This window comes from Pseudomonas sp. 05N434 (assembly GCF_056396965.1).
The window spans coordinates 13,465-30,646 of record NZ_JBFTMK010000015.1 but is presented as its reverse complement, the minus strand read 5'-3'; the positions used below and the strand labels follow the sequence as shown (position 1 = coordinate 30,646).

Here is a 17,182-nt window from a genome sequence, read left to right as displayed (position 1 = left end):
ATCCTGTTCACCCACCGCGGTCTCAGCGGCCCGGCGATTTTGCAGATTTCTTCGTTCTGGGAATCCGGCGACACGGTAGAGATCAACCTGATGCCGGATCACGACGTACCGAGCTGGCTGCAACAGCAGCAAGTCGAACGCCCCAACAGTGAGCTGAAAACCCTGCTCGGTGAAATCTTCACCAAGAAGATGGCCAACCTGCTGGCAGACAACTGGTTCGTCTCCAAACCGATGAAGCAGTACACCCACGCGGAAATTGCAGACATCGCTGAAAAACTGGCGAGCTGGAAAGTCGTGCCGGCCGGCACCGAGGGCTACCGCACGGCCGAAGTGACCCTGGGTGGCGTCGACACGCGCGAAGTGTCATCCAAGACCATGGAGTCGCTGAAAAGCCCCGGCCTGTATTTCGTCGGTGAAGTGCTCGACGTCACCGGGCATCTGGGTGGTTTCAACTTCCAATGGGCCTGGGCCTCCGGTTACGCGGCGGCGCAATACGTCTGACCGATCGCGAAGACGTCCTGACAGGCAACACAGAACGAGGAAGGAACAGATTTTGCTGTCTGATGTGATCGGCRCCATTGCGTCGGCGTCATTAGTGGCTCAATTTAGCGTCATTGCMTCGGAAGGCCTTCGCACTTCATGTCATCGACCACATTTCGGCAGTCTCTGCGTCGCCTCTGGGCGCTGGATAAATTCAGTTACAGCGTTCGGGTATTCATCGCCCTGACCGGCACCATGGCGCTGTGTTGGTCTCAGGATCAAATGGGGCTGCTGATCCCGTTGTTCCTGGGGATCATCGCCAGCGCCCTGGCCGAAACCGACGACAGTTGGCAGGGCCGCCTCAACGCACTGGCCGTGACGCTGGTGTGTTTTATGGTCGCCGCCCTGTCCGTCGAACTGCTCTTCCCCTACCCCATCCTCTTTATCATCGCCTTTGCCCTGGCCAGCTTCTGCCTGACCATGCTCGGCGCGCTGGGCGAGCGTTATGGCGCGATTGCGTCAGCGACGCTGATTCTGTCGGTCTACACCATGATCGGCGTGGACCAGCGCGGCGGCGCAGTCACTGATTTCTGGCACGAGCCGGTACTGCTGGTGGCGGGTGCGGCGTGGTATGGCTTGCTCTCGGTGTTGTGGCAGGTGCTGTTTTCCAACCAGCCGGTGCAACAGAGCCTGGCGCGGTTATTCCGTGAACTGGGTTATTACCTGAAACTGAAATCGTCGTTGTTCGAACCGATCCGGCAGTTGGACGTGGAAGCGCGCCGCCTGGAACTGGCCCAGCAGAACGGTCGGGTGGTGGCAGCCCTGAACGCCGCCAAGGAAATCATTCTGCACCGGGTCGGCGATGGCCGGCCGGGGGCGAAACTCAGCCGTTACCTGAAGCTGTACTTCCTCGCCCAGGACATCCACGAGCGCGCCAGCTCCTCGCACTACCCTTACAACGCGCTGGCCGAGGCGTTCTTCCACAGCGACGTGCTGTTCCGCTGTCAGCGCCTGCTGCGCCAACAAGGCAAGGTGTGCCGCGCGCTGGCCGAATCGATCCAGATGCGCCAGCCGTTCATCTATGACGCCAGCTTCGCCGAAGCCCTGAGCGACCTGCACGCCTCCCTCGAACACCTGCGCATCCAGAGCAATCCGGCCTGGCGTGGTCTGTTGCGCTCGTTGCGGGCATTGGCCGCCAACCTCGGCACCCTCGACCGTTTGCTCAGCGACGCCAGCAACCCCGATGCGCTTGCAGACGCCACCGACAGCAGCCTGCTCGACCGTTCGCCACGCAGTCTCAAGGATGTGTGGATTCGCTTGCGCACACAGCTGACGCCAACGTCCTTGCTGTTCCGCCACGCCCTGCGCCTGCCCCTGGCATTGAGCATCGGCTACGCGATGGTGCATTTGATCCACCCCTCGCAAGGTTACTGGATCATCCTCACCACGTTGTTTGTCTGTCAGCCGAACTACGGCGCCACCCGCCGCAAACTGGGCCAACGGATCATCGGCACCGCCATCGGCCTGACAGTGGCCTGGGCGCTGTTCGATCTGTTCCCCAACCCGTTGATCCAGTCGAGCTTCGCCATCGTCGCCGGGGTGGTGTTCTTTACCAACCGCACCACCCGCTACACCCTGGCGACAGCCGCCATTACGATCATGGTGCTGTTCTGCTTCAACCAGGTGGGCGACGGTTACGGGCTGCTTCTGCCGCGACTGTTCGATACCTTGCTCGGCAGCCTGATCGCCGGCCTGGCGGTATTCCTGTTCCTGCCGGACTGGCAGGGCCGACGCCTGAACAAAGTGCTGGCCAATACCCTGACCTGCAACAGCATTTACCTGCGCCAGATCATGCAGCAATACGCCGCCGGTAAAAGCGACGACCTGGCTTACCGCCTGGCCCGACGTAACGCGCACAACGCCGACGCGGCGTTGTCGACGACACTGGCCAACATGCTGATGGAGCCGGGGCACTTCCGTAAGGAAGCCGATGTCGGGTTCCGATTCCTGGTGCTGTCGCACACCCTGCTCAGCTATTTGTCGGGGCTTGGGGCACACCGTGAAACCCAACTGCCGTCGGATGTGCGCGAGCACCTGATCGACGGTGCGGGTGTGAGCGTGGCCGCCAGCCTCGACGACATTGCCCAGGGCCTGGCGAGCAAACAGCCGATTGCGATTCAGAGTGATGAGGAAGAAGCACTGGCCAATGCGCTTGAGCAGATGCCGGATGAAATCGATGAAGGCCAGCGGCTGGTACAGACACAACTGGCGTTGATCTGTCGGCAACTGGGGCCGTTGCGGACGTTGGCGGCGCATTTGATCAAGGACACTAACGAAGCCTGAAATGTGCAGCGACCGGGCTTGCCCGCGAAGGCTTCAGCTCGGACACTGCAGGCCTTTCAGATCACATCCCATGCTGCCTGAGCAACTTCTCATAACTCCCGTCAGCCTTCATCGCCGCAATCTCGCGATCGAAACCGGCGACGATCTGTTCATGCTCCGGGTTCTTCAGGCTCACCAGAATATGCAGACTGTTCTCGCTCAACGGCTTGGGCAGGAACTCCACGGCATTGCGCACTTTGGGTGATTCCCGCGCCAGGTAATACCGGGCGACGAACTCGTCTTCCAAAGTCAGCTTGACCCGATCGGCCGCGACCATGCGCACAGCCATGGCGAAGTTATGCACCGGGACCTTCTGCAACGACACATCCTCATCAAATTCCTGCGAATAGGCATAACCGCGTACCACCGCTATCGGGTAGGTGTGCAGTTGTTGCAGGTTGTTGTATTCGATTGGCGTGTCTTTGCGCTTGAGAAAGCGCACGCGGTTGAGCAGGTACTCGCCGGAAAATTGCCCCAGCTTCGTGCGCTCGTCGGTGTACCAGGTGTTGACCAGTACGTCGTAACGTCCCTCGCCCACCCCAAACAAGGCCCGGGCCCACGGCACTTGTTCGAAATCGCTGGCGTAACCGGCCCGGGCCAGCGCGGTGCTGACGATGTCCGTGGCCACACCGCCATTGACCAGCGTGGCGTCGGTAAAGGGTGGCCAGGCATCGGCGACCAGACGCAGCTTTTCCGCAGCCTCGGCCTGTGTCAGCAACAGCAATCCGATCAAAGCAAACGCTCGATGAAACCGCGGCATGCCAGAAATCCTTAGCGGGCGGGCTGCCCGACGTGTTTTTCAGCCAAAACTCCAAGATTCCTCTACCGGCGAACCCAGGTCCTAACATTAGCTCATTGAGGCCATTGCACAGCGCTTCATCGCAGATTACACAAAGAAGACAACTTCGCGAGAAATGAATGATGGCATTTTGGTCTTTATCACAGATTCCCCTGCGATAAAGACATCCCGTCTCAGGGCGCTTAGTATCGGAACAACGTTGTTCAAGGAATGTGAAGATGACAATCGATTGGGTCTGCAAACACCACAGCGATCTGGGTAAAGAGCAGCTGTATGCCATTTTGCAACTGCGCGCCGAAGTGTTTGTCGTCGAGCAGAAATGCGCTTATCAAGACATCGATGGCCAGGACCTGGAAGGTGACACTTGCCATTTGATGGGCTGGGACGGGGATCGGCTGGTGGCCTACCTGCGATTGCTCGACCCGCAATTGCAGGGCGGCGACCTGGTGATTGGCCGGGTGATCATTGCACCCCAGGCACGCGGTGCCGGGCTTGGGCATGAGTTGATGAGCCAGGCGTTGAAGCAGGCCGAGAAGCACTGGCCCGAGGTGCCGATCTACCTCTCGGCCCAGGCGCATTTGCAGGGGTACTACGGGCGGTACGGGTTTGTGGTGGTGGGTGAGGAATACCTCGAGGATCAGATTCCGCATATCGGGATGCGTCGTCCTTGAGGGCCCCATCGCGGGCAAGCCCGCTCCCACAGGAACAGTGCCCCCCCTGTAGGAGCGAGGCTTGCCCGCGAAGGCGTCATCTGCAACACCGCAAAAGCTCAGGGATACTCCAGCACCGCTTTAATCTGCCGCAGATTACGCTCGATCCACCCCCGATCAATCGCCCCCCACTCGCGAATCCGATAGCGCCCCGCGTGGTTACGTGCGCCCTCTTCCTGCTCGAATTCACAAACGATATCCAGATCCGCCAACGCCGCGATGGTGTCCTGAGCCGTGCGTCGGGGCATACCGGTCACTTCGGTCAATGCAGGGACGTTACTGGCCAGCCCGCTGTCGATCAGGTACGCCACGTACAATCGGCGGTAGAAGCTGCTCTTGGTCTTGCTCACGTCCATCCATGCGCTCCCGATTAATTAGCAGATTTGTTCAGTGCATATCCCGCCATGTCAGGTATACCCGCAAATCGAACTCCACCTGGTGATACCCCGGCAACATGTGCTCGCACAACTTGTAGAACGCCTTGTTGTGATCCGACTCTTTGAAGTGCGCCAGCTCATGCACCACGATCATCTTCAGAAACTGCGGCGCCGCGTCCTTGAACAGCGAGGCGATGCGAATTTCTTTCTTGGCCTTGAGCTTGCCACCCTGCACCCGTGATATCGCGGTGTGCAGACCGAGCGCGCGGTGGGTCAGGTCCAGGCGGTTGTCGAACAACACCTTGTCGATGGCCGGGGCGTTACGCAGGTATTCCTGCTTGAGGTCCAGGGCATAGGCGTACAGCRCCTTGTCGCTCTGCACCCCGTGTTTTTCCGGATAGCGCTGGCTCAGGTAATCGCCCAGCCGACCTTCGGCGATCAGTTGGCGCACCTGGTCCTGCAACGCGGCAGGATAAGCCTGGAGGTATTTCAACACAGTCATTGGAGCGGCAACACGCATCACGAAAAGGTCGCCAGTGTAGCGAATTCAACTCGTCAGCGCGCCCCAGTCGAACGGCTCGACAAAGTGACCGGTGTCCTCGGCCATCAACGGCCGCGCCACCAGGAAACCCTGCACATACTGGCAACCGTTGGCTTGCAGCCACTCATATTGCGCCACCGTTTCAACCCCTTCGGCGATCACCAGCAGCCCTAACCGGTTGCACAAATCGATGACACTGCGTGCCAGCGCCGCATCCCGTTCGGACCCTGGTAACCGGGCGATCAAATGCCGGTCGAGCTTGAGCGTGTCCAGTTCCAGGTCGCGCAAATGCGCCAGCGAACAAGCCCCGGAGCCGAAGTCATCCAGCGCCACCCGTACCCCCAGATTGCGCAGCAAACGCAGTTGTTTGCGGGTCTCGTCGGGGTTAGACATCAAGGCCTCTTCCGTGACCTCGACTTCCAGCTGCTGCGGCTTCAGGCCATGGCGCTCCAGCACCTGACGCAGCTCGGTGACCAGGTTGGGCAACCCGAATTGGGTGCTGCTCAAGCTGACGCCCAGCACCAGATCTTCGGCAAACAAGGTTTCCCAGGCTTTGCGCTGTTTGGCCCCGCGATGATAAATCCAGCTACCCAGGCGACTGATCAACCGCGCCTCTTCCAGCAACGGCAAAAACAGCCCCGGCGGTACATCGCCGACACTCGGATGCTGCCAGCGCAACAACGCTTCGAACCCGCGGATCTGCCCATCGGCAATCGCCACCTGGGGCTGATACACCAGGTTGAAATCGCGGTTCTCGATGGCCGTGCGCACGCTCTCTTCAAGCATCAGCCGCGAGCGTGCCCGGCCGTTCATTTCGTGATCGTAGAAGCGATATTGCTGACGCCCGGCGCGCTTGGCTTCGTACATGGCAATGTCGGAGGCGCGCATCAGCCCGTCCAGATTAGACCCGCAATCGGGATAAGTGGCGATGCCGATGCTGGCACCCAAGGCGATGTCCATGCCTTCGATCTGCTGACAGATCGACACCCGCTCGATGAGCTTCTCGGCAATCTTTGCCGCCTGCTCGGGGAGCTCAAGATCCAGCAACGCAGTGAACTCATCGCCCCCCATCCGCGCCAGAATATCGAAGGGCCGCAGGCACGCCTTCAACTGCTCGGACACCCAACGCAGCACCCGGTCGCCGGCATCGTGGCCGAGGGAATCATTGACCCGCTTGAAGCCGTCGAGGTCCAGGTACAACAGCACCCAAGTGCTGTCGGAACGTTCGCCGCGCAGCAGCAGGTTTTCAACGGTCTGGTAGAAACCCCGGCGATTGAGCAGCCCGGTCAGCGGGTCGGTCACCGCCTGGAACTCCAACTGCTGATGCAGATGGCGCACCACCGACATGTCCAGCACCGTCACCACCATCGCATGTTGTTCGGCGGGCAAAGGCGCGCAAGACAACGCCACCGGCACTTGCTGGCCGGGCGCGGTACGCAGCAGCGCATCGTGCAAGCGCAGGGTTTCACCGCGTTTGTAACCGGCAAACAACTCGGAATCGGCCCAGATCGGAATGTGCGGTTTTTGCAGGAAATCCAGAAACTCCTTGCCTTGCAGGTCGTTCACCGTGGCATTGAGCAAGCGAGACATCGCCGGGTTGGCGAAGCGAATCAGCCCGTCCTCACTCACCACCAGAATGCCTTCGGCGGCGTTATCCAGCACCGAGGCATTGAAGGCCCGGGCGACTTCCAGATCATGGCTCAACCGCTGCAAGGCACGGCGATTACGCTGGTGCTCGAGCAACGCCTGGACTTTAGGCTTGAGAATTTGCGGATCGAACGGCTTGAACAGGTAATCCACCGCGCCACTGGCGTAGCCCTTGATCACGGCGTCCTGGGACTGTTCGTTGGCGGTAAGAAAAATGATTGGCGTAAGACGGGTTCGCTGGCTGCCGCGCATCAAGCGCGCCACTTCAAAACCGTCCATGCCCGGCATCTGCACATCCAGCAGCACCAGGTCGACATCGTGTTCGAGTAACAGGCCAAGGGCTTCAAAACCGGAAGCCGCGGTCATGACCTGCCAATCCTGGCGCTGTAACAACGCGCGCATGCTGATCAGGTTTTCAGGGTAATCATCAACAATTAACAGGATTGAGTTGCCTTCAGCTGGCTTAGATTGTGCGCATTCCATGCTGCATCTCTTTTTCGGGGCCTCAGGCCGGCCTTTTGTTAAAACCGGTCACCTATTGCGACTTCACTCTAGACCCGGATCCCTTAAAGCAGAAGCCGCTCGTATCCCATCACTTCGGTAAAGTTTCATATAGCCGACTAACGGTCAGCCCTGCAGGCCTTATAAACCGGGAAGGATGGCATTTCGACAGGTTGTTGACGCCAATCATCTGCCAGAAGGGCATTAACAAAGAGGCCTTCTACGCTTATAAAGACCCACCCGAAGGCGCGAGCTAGAGCTTCTGGCACGCACGTGCAGTAAAAAAGTGGAAGCTTGAATTATGATCGATCTCGCAACCTGGAACCTCAGTGTTCCCGTCGGCAGCCCGCCGTACACTGTCGAAACCACCAAGCTGGTGGACGGCTTCAAGGATCAATACTTCCACTCCGACACCGGCACTTTATTTTTCTGGTCCCCGGTCACCGGCTCCAAAACCGAAAACGCGATCTACCCGCGCACCGAACTGCGYGAAACCTACAGCAATGGCACGCTGAAAAACTGGTACTACCCTGACGCGGACAACACCCTGCGTGCCACCCTCTCGGTCAGCCAGGTGCCCAGTTCGGGCAAGATCGTCATTGGTCAGATTCACGCCTATAAGAGCCAGAAGCCCTTGGTGAAGGTCGAGTATCAATACAAAACCTCCACCTCGACCGGCAACATCGTCGCCAAAGTCCGCATGCACCCCGACGACGACACCGCCCGGGTCATCACCATCGCCACCGGCGTGAAACTCAATCAGGAATTCTCCTACCTCATCCACCTCAGCCCGGGCGGTGCATTAGGCATCAGTGCAGCGGGGTACCAATGGGACACCGACATCAGCACGATGTGGCGTGATAAGCCGCTGTATTTCAAGGCCGGGGTTTATGTGCAGGACAACAGTGGCGAGGGAGCTTGCTCCCGTTGGGCTGCGCAGCAGACCCTCTTTTTGGGGGCCGCTTCGCGGCCCAGCGGGAGCAAGCTCCCTCGCCACAGGTTCTTTATGTCCAACTCCATCTCTTCACTGACCGGCATCAGCCCCCACTTAAACGCCAACGTTTAAAGACACGCAGCGTTACTTCATGAGGCCTACATCGGCTTGCGTCACTGCCTACGGGTACGCCAGAATCCGCCGGCTTGTGCGTCTGGGRGGCCATCGGTAACTTGATTCGTGTCACTGATTCGCAGTGATCGGGTTTAGTAGCCCGTGGTTTCGAGCTTGGTGCACAAGCATCTGTCAGTCAGGGATTTCGATTCCTGCGCTTGATGGTAACTGTGCGCAGGGCACCTTCGGGTGCGCCGGCTTGCTCGAAACCCCGGTCTACTAACCTGCGTACAGTTGCCTCCACTTTGATTAGTAGCCAGAGAGGGGCACTCCAATCAGGTTTCGAGCAAATGACTAAATCAACGCCGCATCCGCCGGTCACAGACCCGGCATCCCCCTACGAATCCCTCGATTCAAAAAAACTCCACGAAGCCGCCGAGCGCGCCCTCGACCACTACCTCAACCCGGCCGCCAAAATCATGGCCACCACCCACGAACCCGAGCCCATGTACCTCGCCAATCCGAAGTACAACACCGAAGCCCTGCTGGCCAACGCCAGCGAAACACTCGGCTCGGCCACCCTCATGCTCAATAATTTCGCCGCGCTGCTGGAAACCTCACATCGCAAGACCCTGCTGGGCATTGCCCAAGTGGTCATGCTCGGTGAACTGGCGGTGAATCAGGCGCTGGATCACGTCGAACCGAAGGAGTAATCGCGGCTCGGTTGGTGCAAGGCGAGCAAACTTTCTTCCAATAAAAAACCCGCCTCTCGGCGGGTTTCTTATCAACGCAGCTTAACGCTCGGGCTTAGTTAACCTCGATCCCTGTGTCGCCGATGGCCGTGGACTTAAATACGACGTAGATAAAATGTTGCGTATACGCTACATTTAGCTATAAATGTTACGGAAGCGGAACATGGATTATTTTCTGTTGATCAGCCGTCTTGGCAACCAAATACGCGAAAAACGTATAAATCGCGGTCTGACGCAAGCACAGCTTGCCGACCTCGCGGGGCTGACACGATACAAAGTCATCGCAGTAGAGAAAGGTACTCTGTCTGTCGGCATGATCGCCTATGCGCGCGTCCTTGGCGCTCTGGATTGTGAGCTTGCTGTCGTTCCAGCTGCTATGCCGACCCTTGAAGAGCTTGGGGATTTATTCGAATGAAAATGTCCTCTCTCAAAGTCAGCACGCCCGAGGGGCGTAGCGGCAGGCTTTTCAGCGATGCCGAAGACTTCACATTCCGTTATCACGAAGATGCATCGCGAGAAATGGCTATCAGCTTGTCGATGCCAGTAAGGCATGACGAGTTTCGTCGGCGCGAACTCCATCCTGTTTTTCAGATGAATCTGCCGGAAGGCTATGTATTGGAGCAACTGCGCAATCGATTGGCCAAGACTGTGAATGTCGATCCGATGCTTTTGCTGGCGCTTTCCGGCAGCACTTCGCCCATTGGCAGGGTGCAAGTGCGGTCTGAAACGGTTGACGCCTTGCTGGAGGAGCAACAATTTCCGGGGGAGAAACTCGAAGAGATTCTGACATGGGACGGCACGGAAGATATCTTCGCTGACATTCTTGATCGCTACATCCTGCGTGCCGGCATTTCCGGCGTTCAACCCAAAGTGTTGGTACCGGAACGCCTGGAAACCGGATTGCCACGGGTGACATCGAAAACCTCGGACCTGATTATCAAAAGTGGCCGAGACGAATTTCCCGGTCTGGCAATCAACGAGTTCCTTTGCATGTCCATTGCGAAGGAGGCCGGTATTCCCGTTCCGCCGTTTTACCTTTCCGATAATGCCAAGCTGTTTGTCATGCGTCGCTTTGATCGCGACGACCAGCTCAACCCAATTGGATTTGAAGACATGGCGGTGTTGATGGGGCTATCGGCTAACCAGAAGTACAGCAAAAGTTATGCGGCAATCGCCAAGGCTATTCGCGTGTTCTGCCCGACTAAACATTTACGCACCTCCCTTGATCAACTCTTCGATAGCGTTGCCCTGAGCTGTATTGTCGGGAATGGCGACGCTCATTTGAAAAACTTCGGATTGCTCTATTCCGATCCTACGCAACGCGATGCACGCCTGGCGCCGGCCTACGACATCGTTAACACCACGGCCTATATTCCGGAAGATGTTTTGGCTTTGGATCTGGCKGGCAACAAGTCAATGTTTGCCTCGCGGCAAGGACTGCTTGAGTTTGCGCACACCTGTGAGATCGAGCGACCTCAGGAGCGCATTCAGCAATTGCTTGCCTCGGTTGAAGCAGTACTTGAACGCTATCCTGAGTATCGGGAACAGGCGCCTCATGTGGTCTCTTCAACCGGTACGCCGTAGGTTTCTTTGATGTCGCCGCCGTACTGGTTGATGATCGCCAGCCACTCTTGCGGAACCGAAGACGAACCGTGCATCACCAGGTGGGTGTTCGGGATGCGTTTGTGGATTTCCTTGATGCGGTCGATGGCCAGCACGTCGCCGGTAGGTGGCTTGGTGAACTTGTAGGCGCCGTGGCTGGTGCCGATGGCGATGGCCAGGGCGTCGACCTGGGTCTTCTTGACGAAGTCCGCGGCTTCTTCCGGGTCGGTCAGCATTTGGCTGTGATCCAGAACGCCTTCGGCGCCGATGCCATCTTCTTCACCGGCCATGCCGGTTTCCAGCGAACCCAGGCAGCCCAGCTCGCCTTCCACCGATACGCCGCAGGCGTGAGCCATGGCCACGGTTTGTTGGGTAACGCGAACGTTGTAGTCGTAGTCGGTCGGGGTCTTGCCGTCTTCGCCCAGGGAACCGTCCATCATCACCGAGCTGAAGCCCAGTTGAATGGAACGCTGGCAGACGTCAGGGCTGGTGCCGTGGTCCTGGTGCATGCACACCGGGATGTGCGGGAACTCTTCGATGGCCGCCAGGATCAGGTGACGCAGGAACGGGGCGCCAGCGTATTTGCGAGCACCGGCCGAAGCCTGGACGATCACCGGGGAGTCAGTCTTGTCAGCGGCTTCCATAATGGCGCGCATCTGCTCAAGGTTGTTGACGTTGAAGGCTGGAACGCCGTAGCCGAACTCGGCTGCGTGGTCCAGCATCTGGCGCATGCTGATAAGTGCCATTGTGTGTGTCTCTCCCGGTTGAGGGTCGTTAATCGTGCCAGCCTGCCGTAGCGGCGGCGGCTATTCAAGTTATTGCAGATCGGGGGTTGGCCCGGGCTGCGAATTCGGTACAACAAAAACCTGTGCGTAACGAAGAACCTGTGGCGAGCGAGCTTGCTCGCGTTCGGCTGCGAAGCAGTCGTAAACCCGTCGACTCGGTCCTTCTGAAACACCAAATCGACTGGCTTTGGGACCGCTTCGCGCTCCAGCGGGAGCAAGCTCCCTCGCCACAACAATAGTCCTGCGATCGGCGTTGTTACTGCGCTTTACAACCGCGACCAATCAAATCATTGGTGGCGACCCAGTACACCAGGCCTTCCTCACCCTTTATGTGAAACGCCAGCATGTCGTTGCTATACAGCGAACCTTCAGCGCCCGGCTCAAGCTTCAGGCGGTAGACCTGATCGGCGCCGCCCAGGCGAACATCGACTTCCTTGCGGCTCACATCAGTGTAGCGCCAGAGCACTTTGGCCTGGCTGTCGCAGGTCCAGGTGGTCCAGCTGTCCGCTGGCTTGGCAGTGTTGAACAGGTTCAAATTGGCGCAACCTGCCAGCAATGCCAGTGCCGCAACGGCAATAAAGCGTTTCATCCGTGTTCCTCGACCGACGGCGCATGCCGCCAGCCCTGAGTAAAGAGTCAGACCCGTCAAGGGCAGCCATGTTCCTTGGTCGGGGTCTGCGTCTCGTATTTGTCCAGGCCATCGGGCCCGGACCGCTTGTTGATCACCGGGTTGGTTTCCGCTTGCCAGTCAGCCTGGTAGCAGCCTTTATCCGACGCGGATGGCGCGGGTTCCGGCGTGGCTTTCGGGTTACTCCCGCAAGCCGCCAGCATACCCGCGGCGATCAACAGCATTAATGTCCTGACCATCTGAACACTCCTTTGCCTGGTCAAATGAGCGGCCTCAGGCCTTGGCCCGGCTTTCCAGGACTTCAACGGCCGGCAGCACTTTGCCTTCGACGAATTCGAGGAACGCGCCGCCGCCGGTAGAAATGTAGGAGATTTGCTCGGCTACGCCATATTTATCGATGGCCGCCAGAGTGTCGCCACCGCCGGCAATGGAGAACGCCGAGCTTTCCGCGATGGCCTGGGCCAGCACTTTGGTGCCGTTACCGAACTGGTCGAATTCGAACACGCCCACCGGGCCGTTCCACAGGATGGTCTTGGACGACTTCAGCAGCTCGGCGAAATTCGCCGCGGTCTGTGGGCCGATGTCCAGGATCATGTCGTCTGCAGCCACGTCGGCGATCAGCTTGACAGTCGCGGTCGCGCTTTCAGCGAATTCCTTGGCGACCACCACGTCCACTGGCAATGGCACGCTGACTTTCGCCGCGATTTCACGGGCAGTGTCCAGCAGGTCCGGCTCGTACAGCGATTTGCCAACCGGGTGACCGGCAGCGGCCAGGAAGGTGTTGGCGATGCCGCCACCAACGATCAGCTGGTTGCAGATCTGGCTCAGGCTGTTGAGCACGTCGAGTTTGGTCGACACTTTGGAGCCGGCAACAATGGCGGCCATTGGCTGGGCCGGGGAGCCCAGGGCCTTGCCCAGTGCGTCCAGTTCGGCGGCGAGCAACGGGCCAGCAGCGGCGACTTTGGCGAATTTGGCCACGCCATGGGTCGAGCCCTCGGCGCGGTGAGCGGTGCCGAAAGCGTCCATCACGAACACGTCGCACAGGGCGGCGTATTGCTTGGCCAGTTCGTCGGCGTTCTTTTTCTCGCCCTTGTTGAAGCGCACGTTTTCGAACAACACGATGTCGCCGGCTTTCACGTCGACGCCGCCCAGGTAATCGGACACCAGCGGCACTTCACGGCCCAGGGCCTTGCTCAGGTAGTCAGCCACTGGCTTGAGGCTGTTCTCGGCCGAGAACTCGCCTTCGGTCGGACGGCCAAGGTGCGAGCAGACCATCACTGCCGCGCCTTTTTCCAGGGCCAGCTTGATGGTCGGCAGCGAAGCCAGGATACGCGCATCGCTGGTGACAACACCGTCCTTGACTGGGACGTTGAGGTCTTCGCGGATCAGTACGCGCTTACCTTGCAGATCGAGGTCGGTCATCTTCAACACGGTCATGGGTCGCAATTCCTGGGTTACTGTTTTTGAAAGACAGATTGTGGAGTAGTAGCGGCTTGCAAATAGTGCTCTGCAACGTCCAGCATTCGATTGGCAAAACCCCATTCGTTGTCGAACCAGGCCAGGATGTTCACCAGCCGTGGGCCGGAAACGCGGGTCTGACTGGCATCGACGATGGCCGAATGGGGGTCATGATTGAAATCACAACTGGCGTGAGGCAACTCGGTGTAGGCCAGAAGGCCTTTGAGCGGGCCATGGGTGGCGGCCTCGCGCAGAATCCGGTTGACCTCGGTGGCGTCGGTATCGCTTACGGTCTGCATCGTAATATCGAGGCAGGACACGTTAACCGTCGGCACCCGCACGGCTTTGGCCTGAATTCGCCCGGCAAGTTCCGGCAGCAAGCGTTCAATGCCTCGCGCCAGACCAGTGGACACCGGAATCACCGACTGGAACGCCGAACGGGTGCGGCGCAGGTCTTCGTGGTGATAGGCGTCGATCACCGGCTGATCGTTCATCGCCGAGTGGATGGTGGTGATCGACACGTATTCCAGACCAATGGCCTGATCCAGCAGGCGCAACAGCGGCACGCCGCAGTTGGTGGTGCAAGACGCGTTGGACACCAGCAGTTCTTCGCCGGTCAGGCAATCCTGGTTCACGCCGTAGACGATGGTGGCGTCGACATCCGCCTCGCTGGCCATCGGCTGGGAAAACAGCACCCGTGGCGCACCGGCGTCGAGAAAACGCTGGCCATCCTGACGGGTGTGATAAGCGCCGGAGCACTCCAGCACCAGATCGACGCCCAACGACGCCCAATCGATGCCTTCGGGGGTGGCACTGCGCAGGACCTTCACGCAGTCGCCCTTAATATGCAGACAATCGCCCTCAACCCTCACTTCACCGGGAAACCGCCCGTGAGTGGAGTCGAAGCGTGTCAGGTATTCGATGCTGGCCATATCGGCCAGATCGTTGATCGCGACAATTTCAAACCCAGCCTTCGAGCCTCGCTCAAACAACGCACGCAAGACACAACGACCAATCCGGCCGTAGCCGTTGAGTGCAACTTTGTAAGGACGCGGTTGAGGCATGGGGTTCTCGATAGTCGCGGCAGACGAATTCTTGCTAACAACACAAATCCCTGTAGGAGCTGTCGAGTGAAACGAGGCTGCGATCTTTTAAGATCAAAAGATCGCAGCCTGCGGCAGCTCCTACACAGGGAACGCGGTGGCCATAAAACCACCGCGGCGTGCCTTAGTCTTCCAGCAGCTCTTCAGCCTGACCCAGGATGTTTTCCAGGGTGAAGCCGAACTCTTCGAACAAGGCCGGCGCAGGCGCCGACTCGCCGTAGGTGGTCATGCCGATCACGCGACCTTCCAGGCCCACGTACTTGTACCAGTAGTCCGCGTGGGCGGCTTCGATGGCGATACGCGCGCTGACCTGCAATGGCAGAACCGATTGCTTGTAGCCGGCGTCCTGGGCTTCGAAGACGCTGGTGCATGGCATCGACACCACACGAACCTTGCGGCCTTGCTCGGTCAGTTTGTCGAAGGCTTGAACGGCCAGGCCGACTTCCGAACCGGTGGCGATCAGGATCAGCTCAGGCTCGCCTGCGCAGTCCTTCAACACGTAACCGCCACGGGCGATCTCTTCGATCTGGATCGCATTGCGGGTTTGGTGCTGCAGGTTCTGACGGGAGAAGATCAGCGCCGAAGGACCGTCGTCACGCTCCAGGGCGAACTTCCAGGCCACCGCCGATTCAACGGCATCGGCCGGACGCCAGGTGTCGAGGTTCGGTGTGCAGCGCAGGCTGGCCAGTTGCTCGATCGGCTGGTGAGTCGGGCCGTCTTCGCCCAGACCGATGGAGTCGTGGGTGAACACGTAGACGATGCGTTTCTTCATCAGCGCCGACATGCGCACTGCGTTGCGGGCGTATTCCATGAACATCAGGAAGGTCGCGCCGTAAGGCACCAGGCCGCCGTGCAGGGCCACGCCGTTCATGATCGCGCTCATGCCGAACTCGCGAACGCCGTAGTACATGTAGTTGCCGCTGGCGTCTTCGGCGGTGACGCCTTTGCAACCTTTCCACAGGGTCAGGTTGGAGCCGGCCAGGTCAGCCGAACCACCGAGCAGTTCAGGCAGCAGCGGGCCGAAGGCGTTCAGGGCGTTCTGGCTGGCTTTACGGCTGGCGATGGATTCGCCTTTGGCCGCGACTTCAGCGATGTAGGCCTGGGCCTTCTCGGCGAAATCGGTCGGCAGATCACCGCTCAGGCGACGAACCAGTTCGTTGGCCAGCTCAGGGAAGGCGGCGGAGTACGCAGCGAAACGCTGATCCCACTCGGCTTCGGCAGCGCGACCGGCTTCCTTGGCGTCCCACTCGGCATAGATATCAGCCGGGATTTCGAACGGGCCGTAGTTCCACTTCAGCGCTTCACGGGTCAGGGCGATTTCCGCGTCACCCAACGGGGCGCCGTGGCAATCTTCCTTGCCTTGCTTGTTCGGCGAACCGAAGCCGATGGTGGTCTTGCAGCAGATCAGCGTCGGTTGTGCGCTTTTGCGCGCGGTTTCGATCGCGATCTTGATTTCTTCCGGATCGTGACCGTCGACATTGCGGATCACTTGCCAGTTGTAGGATTCGAAACGCTTCGGCGTGTCGTCGGTGAACCAGCCTTCGACTTCACCGTCGATGGAGATGCCATTGTCATCGTAGAAGGCGATCAGTTTGCCCAGGCCCAGCGTACCGGCCAGGGAACTGACTTCGTGGGAAATGCCTTCCATCATGCAGCCATCACCCAGGAATACGTAGGTGTGGTGATCGACGACGTTATGGCCAGGACGATTGAACTGCGCAGCCAGGACTTTTTCCGCCAGGGCGAAACCGACTGCGTTGGCCAGGCCTTGGCCCAGTGGACCGGTGGTGGTTTCAACGCCCGGGGTGTAGCCATATTCCGGGTGACCCGGGGTACGGCTGTGCAGCTGGCGGAAGTTTTTCAGGTCATCGATCGACAGGTCGTAGCCGGTCAGGTGCAGCAGCGAGTAGATCAACATCGAGCCGTGACCGTTGGACAGCACGAAGCGGTCACGGTCGGCGAACGATGGATTGCTCGGGTTGTGCTTCAGGTAGTCACGCCAAAGTACTTCGGCGATATCCGCCATACCCATAGGGGCACCGGGATGGCCGCTGTTGGCTTTTTGCACGGCATCCATGCTGAGGGCACGAATGGCGTTGGCGCGCTCACGACGGCTGGGCATCGCTGATCTCCTGCGGATATTGAATCGAGAGTGAATAAAACGAAACGGAAAAAAGGCGAGCATTTTCCCTCACCGACCCGCCTCGGGGCAATGACAGATAGTCATCCGAAGGCGTTTTTCCAATGGATAACGGCGTATTCGACTGATGAAACCTTTCCGCTGTTGGTTTGTGGACTGAAACTAACGTTAAGAAGTGCCATCTATCGACCAATATCAAAACTTTTTGATATTGCTCTTGCGGTGTTTT

Annotated in this window: 15 protein-coding genes and 2 pseudogenes; 7 read left to right on the top strand and 10 right to left on the bottom strand. The window is 58.9% G+C overall.

Annotation, left to right across the window (positions count from 1 at the left end; all coding sequences use genetic code 11):
- Both AC1DLB_RS02080 and yccS read left to right on the top strand, forming a co-directional pair.
- The coding region (locus AC1DLB_RS02080) for an NAD(P)/FAD-dependent oxidoreductase (protein WP_477784540.1) at positions 1 to 501 on the top strand (501 nt) is incomplete at its 5' end.
- A gap of 138 nt (positions 502 to 639) precedes the next feature.
- Positions 640 to 2,823, top strand: a complete 2,184-nt coding sequence (gene yccS / locus AC1DLB_RS02075) for a YccS family putative transporter (RefSeq protein ID WP_086944428.1) — start codon at positions 640 to 642, stop codon at positions 2,821 to 2,823.
- Between the two features lie 61 nt (positions 2,824 to 2,884).
- Here the strand turns inward: yccS and AC1DLB_RS02070 are convergent, their stop codons facing one another.
- Positions 2,885 to 3,622 carry a substrate-binding periplasmic protein gene (locus AC1DLB_RS02070; RefSeq protein WP_018928760.1) on the bottom strand — a complete coding sequence of 246 codons (738 nt, stop codon included), beginning with the start codon at positions 3,620 to 3,622 and terminating at the stop codon, positions 2,885 to 2,887.
- 257 nt (positions 3,623 to 3,879) lie between these two features.
- Between AC1DLB_RS02070 and AC1DLB_RS02065 the strand changes: the two genes are divergently transcribed.
- Positions 3,880 to 4,332 carry a GNAT family N-acetyltransferase gene (locus AC1DLB_RS02065; protein ID WP_477743636.1) on the top strand — a complete coding sequence of 151 codons (453 nt, stop codon included), beginning with the start codon at positions 3,880 to 3,882 and terminating at the stop codon, positions 4,330 to 4,332.
- Positions 4,333 to 4,430: 98 nt separating this feature from the next.
- Here the strand turns inward: AC1DLB_RS02065 and AC1DLB_RS02060 are convergent, their stop codons facing one another.
- Genes AC1DLB_RS02060 through AC1DLB_RS02050 form a run of 3 tightly spaced genes read right to left on the bottom strand, consistent with a single transcriptional unit; the run spans position 4,431 to position 7,419 of the window.
- Complete coding sequence (locus AC1DLB_RS02060; protein WP_007937940.1) at positions 4,431 to 4,727, bottom strand: winged helix-turn-helix domain-containing protein; 297 nt, start codon at positions 4,725 to 4,727, stop codon at positions 4,431 to 4,433.
- A 31-nt stretch (positions 4,728 to 4,758) separates the two neighbouring features.
- Entirely contained in the window at positions 4,759 to 5,250 is a 492-nt protein-coding gene (locus AC1DLB_RS02055) for a M48 metallopeptidase family protein (protein ID WP_477784539.1), read from the bottom strand.
- 45 nt (positions 5,251 to 5,295) lie between these two features.
- The gene (locus tag AC1DLB_RS02050) at positions 5,296 to 7,419 is read right to left on the bottom strand and encodes a putative bifunctional diguanylate cyclase/phosphodiesterase (RefSeq protein ID WP_018928758.1); all 2,124 of its coding nucleotides are present in this window, start codon (positions 7,417 to 7,419) and stop codon (positions 5,296 to 5,298) included.
- 319 nt (positions 7,420 to 7,738) lie between these two features.
- On the opposite strand from AC1DLB_RS02050, the pseudogene AC1DLB_RS02045 reads away from it, so the two are divergent.
- The 4 genes and pseudogenes from AC1DLB_RS02045 to AC1DLB_RS02030 form a co-directional block, all read left to right on the top strand.
- Positions 7,739 to 8,347: pseudogene (locus tag AC1DLB_RS02045) on the top strand (polysaccharide lyase family 7 protein); the annotation flags it as partial.
- 488 nt (positions 8,348 to 8,835) lie between these two features.
- Positions 8,836 to 9,198 carry a DUF6124 family protein gene (locus tag AC1DLB_RS02040; protein ID WP_064620877.1) on the top strand — a complete coding sequence of 121 codons (363 nt, stop codon included), beginning with the start codon at positions 8,836 to 8,838 and terminating at the stop codon, positions 9,196 to 9,198.
- A 202-nt stretch (positions 9,199 to 9,400) separates the two neighbouring features.
- Positions 9,401 to 9,652 (top strand): helix-turn-helix domain-containing protein, encoded by a 252-nt coding sequence (locus tag AC1DLB_RS02035; RefSeq protein ID WP_064620880.1) that lies wholly within the window; start codon positions 9,401 to 9,403, stop codon positions 9,650 to 9,652.
- Entirely contained in the window at positions 9,649 to 10,821 is a 1,173-nt protein-coding gene (locus tag AC1DLB_RS02030; protein ID WP_477784538.1) for a type II toxin-antitoxin system HipA family toxin, read from the top strand. The genes AC1DLB_RS02035 and AC1DLB_RS02030 overlap by 4 nt, the downstream gene beginning before the upstream one ends.
- Here the strand turns inward: AC1DLB_RS02030 and fba are convergent.
- The 6 genes and pseudogenes from fba to tkt all read right to left on the bottom strand — a co-directional run.
- Positions 10,800 to 11,585 (bottom strand): annotated as a pseudogene (fba, locus tag AC1DLB_RS02025) (class II fructose-bisphosphate aldolase); the annotation flags it as partial. The gene AC1DLB_RS02030 and the pseudogene fba overlap by 22 nt on opposite strands.
- Before the next feature lie 295 nt (positions 11,586 to 11,880).
- Complete coding sequence (locus AC1DLB_RS02020) at positions 11,881 to 12,213, bottom strand: MliC family protein (protein ID WP_105340861.1); 333 nt, start codon at positions 12,211 to 12,213, stop codon at positions 11,881 to 11,883.
- A gap of 56 nt (positions 12,214 to 12,269) precedes the next feature.
- Positions 12,270 to 12,491: a hypothetical protein gene (locus AC1DLB_RS02015; protein WP_064620894.1), complete on the bottom strand. Its 222-nt coding sequence runs from the start codon at positions 12,489 to 12,491 to the stop codon at positions 12,270 to 12,272.
- A gap of 34 nt (positions 12,492 to 12,525) precedes the next feature.
- A complete protein-coding gene (locus tag AC1DLB_RS02010) occupies positions 12,526 to 13,689 on the bottom strand; it encodes a phosphoglycerate kinase (RefSeq protein ID WP_007937921.1) in 1,164 nt (387 codons plus the stop codon).
- Positions 13,690 to 13,706: 17 nt separating this feature from the next.
- Positions 13,707 to 14,774: an erythrose-4-phosphate dehydrogenase gene (epd, locus tag AC1DLB_RS02005; RefSeq protein ID WP_477743634.1), complete on the bottom strand. Its 1,068-nt coding sequence runs from the start codon at positions 14,772 to 14,774 to the stop codon at positions 13,707 to 13,709.
- A 163-nt stretch (positions 14,775 to 14,937) separates the two neighbouring features.
- Entirely contained in the window at positions 14,938 to 16,935 is a 1,998-nt protein-coding gene (gene tkt, locus AC1DLB_RS02000) for a transketolase (protein WP_018928751.1), read from the bottom strand.
- Between the last annotated feature and the right edge of the window lie 247 nt (positions 16,936 to 17,182).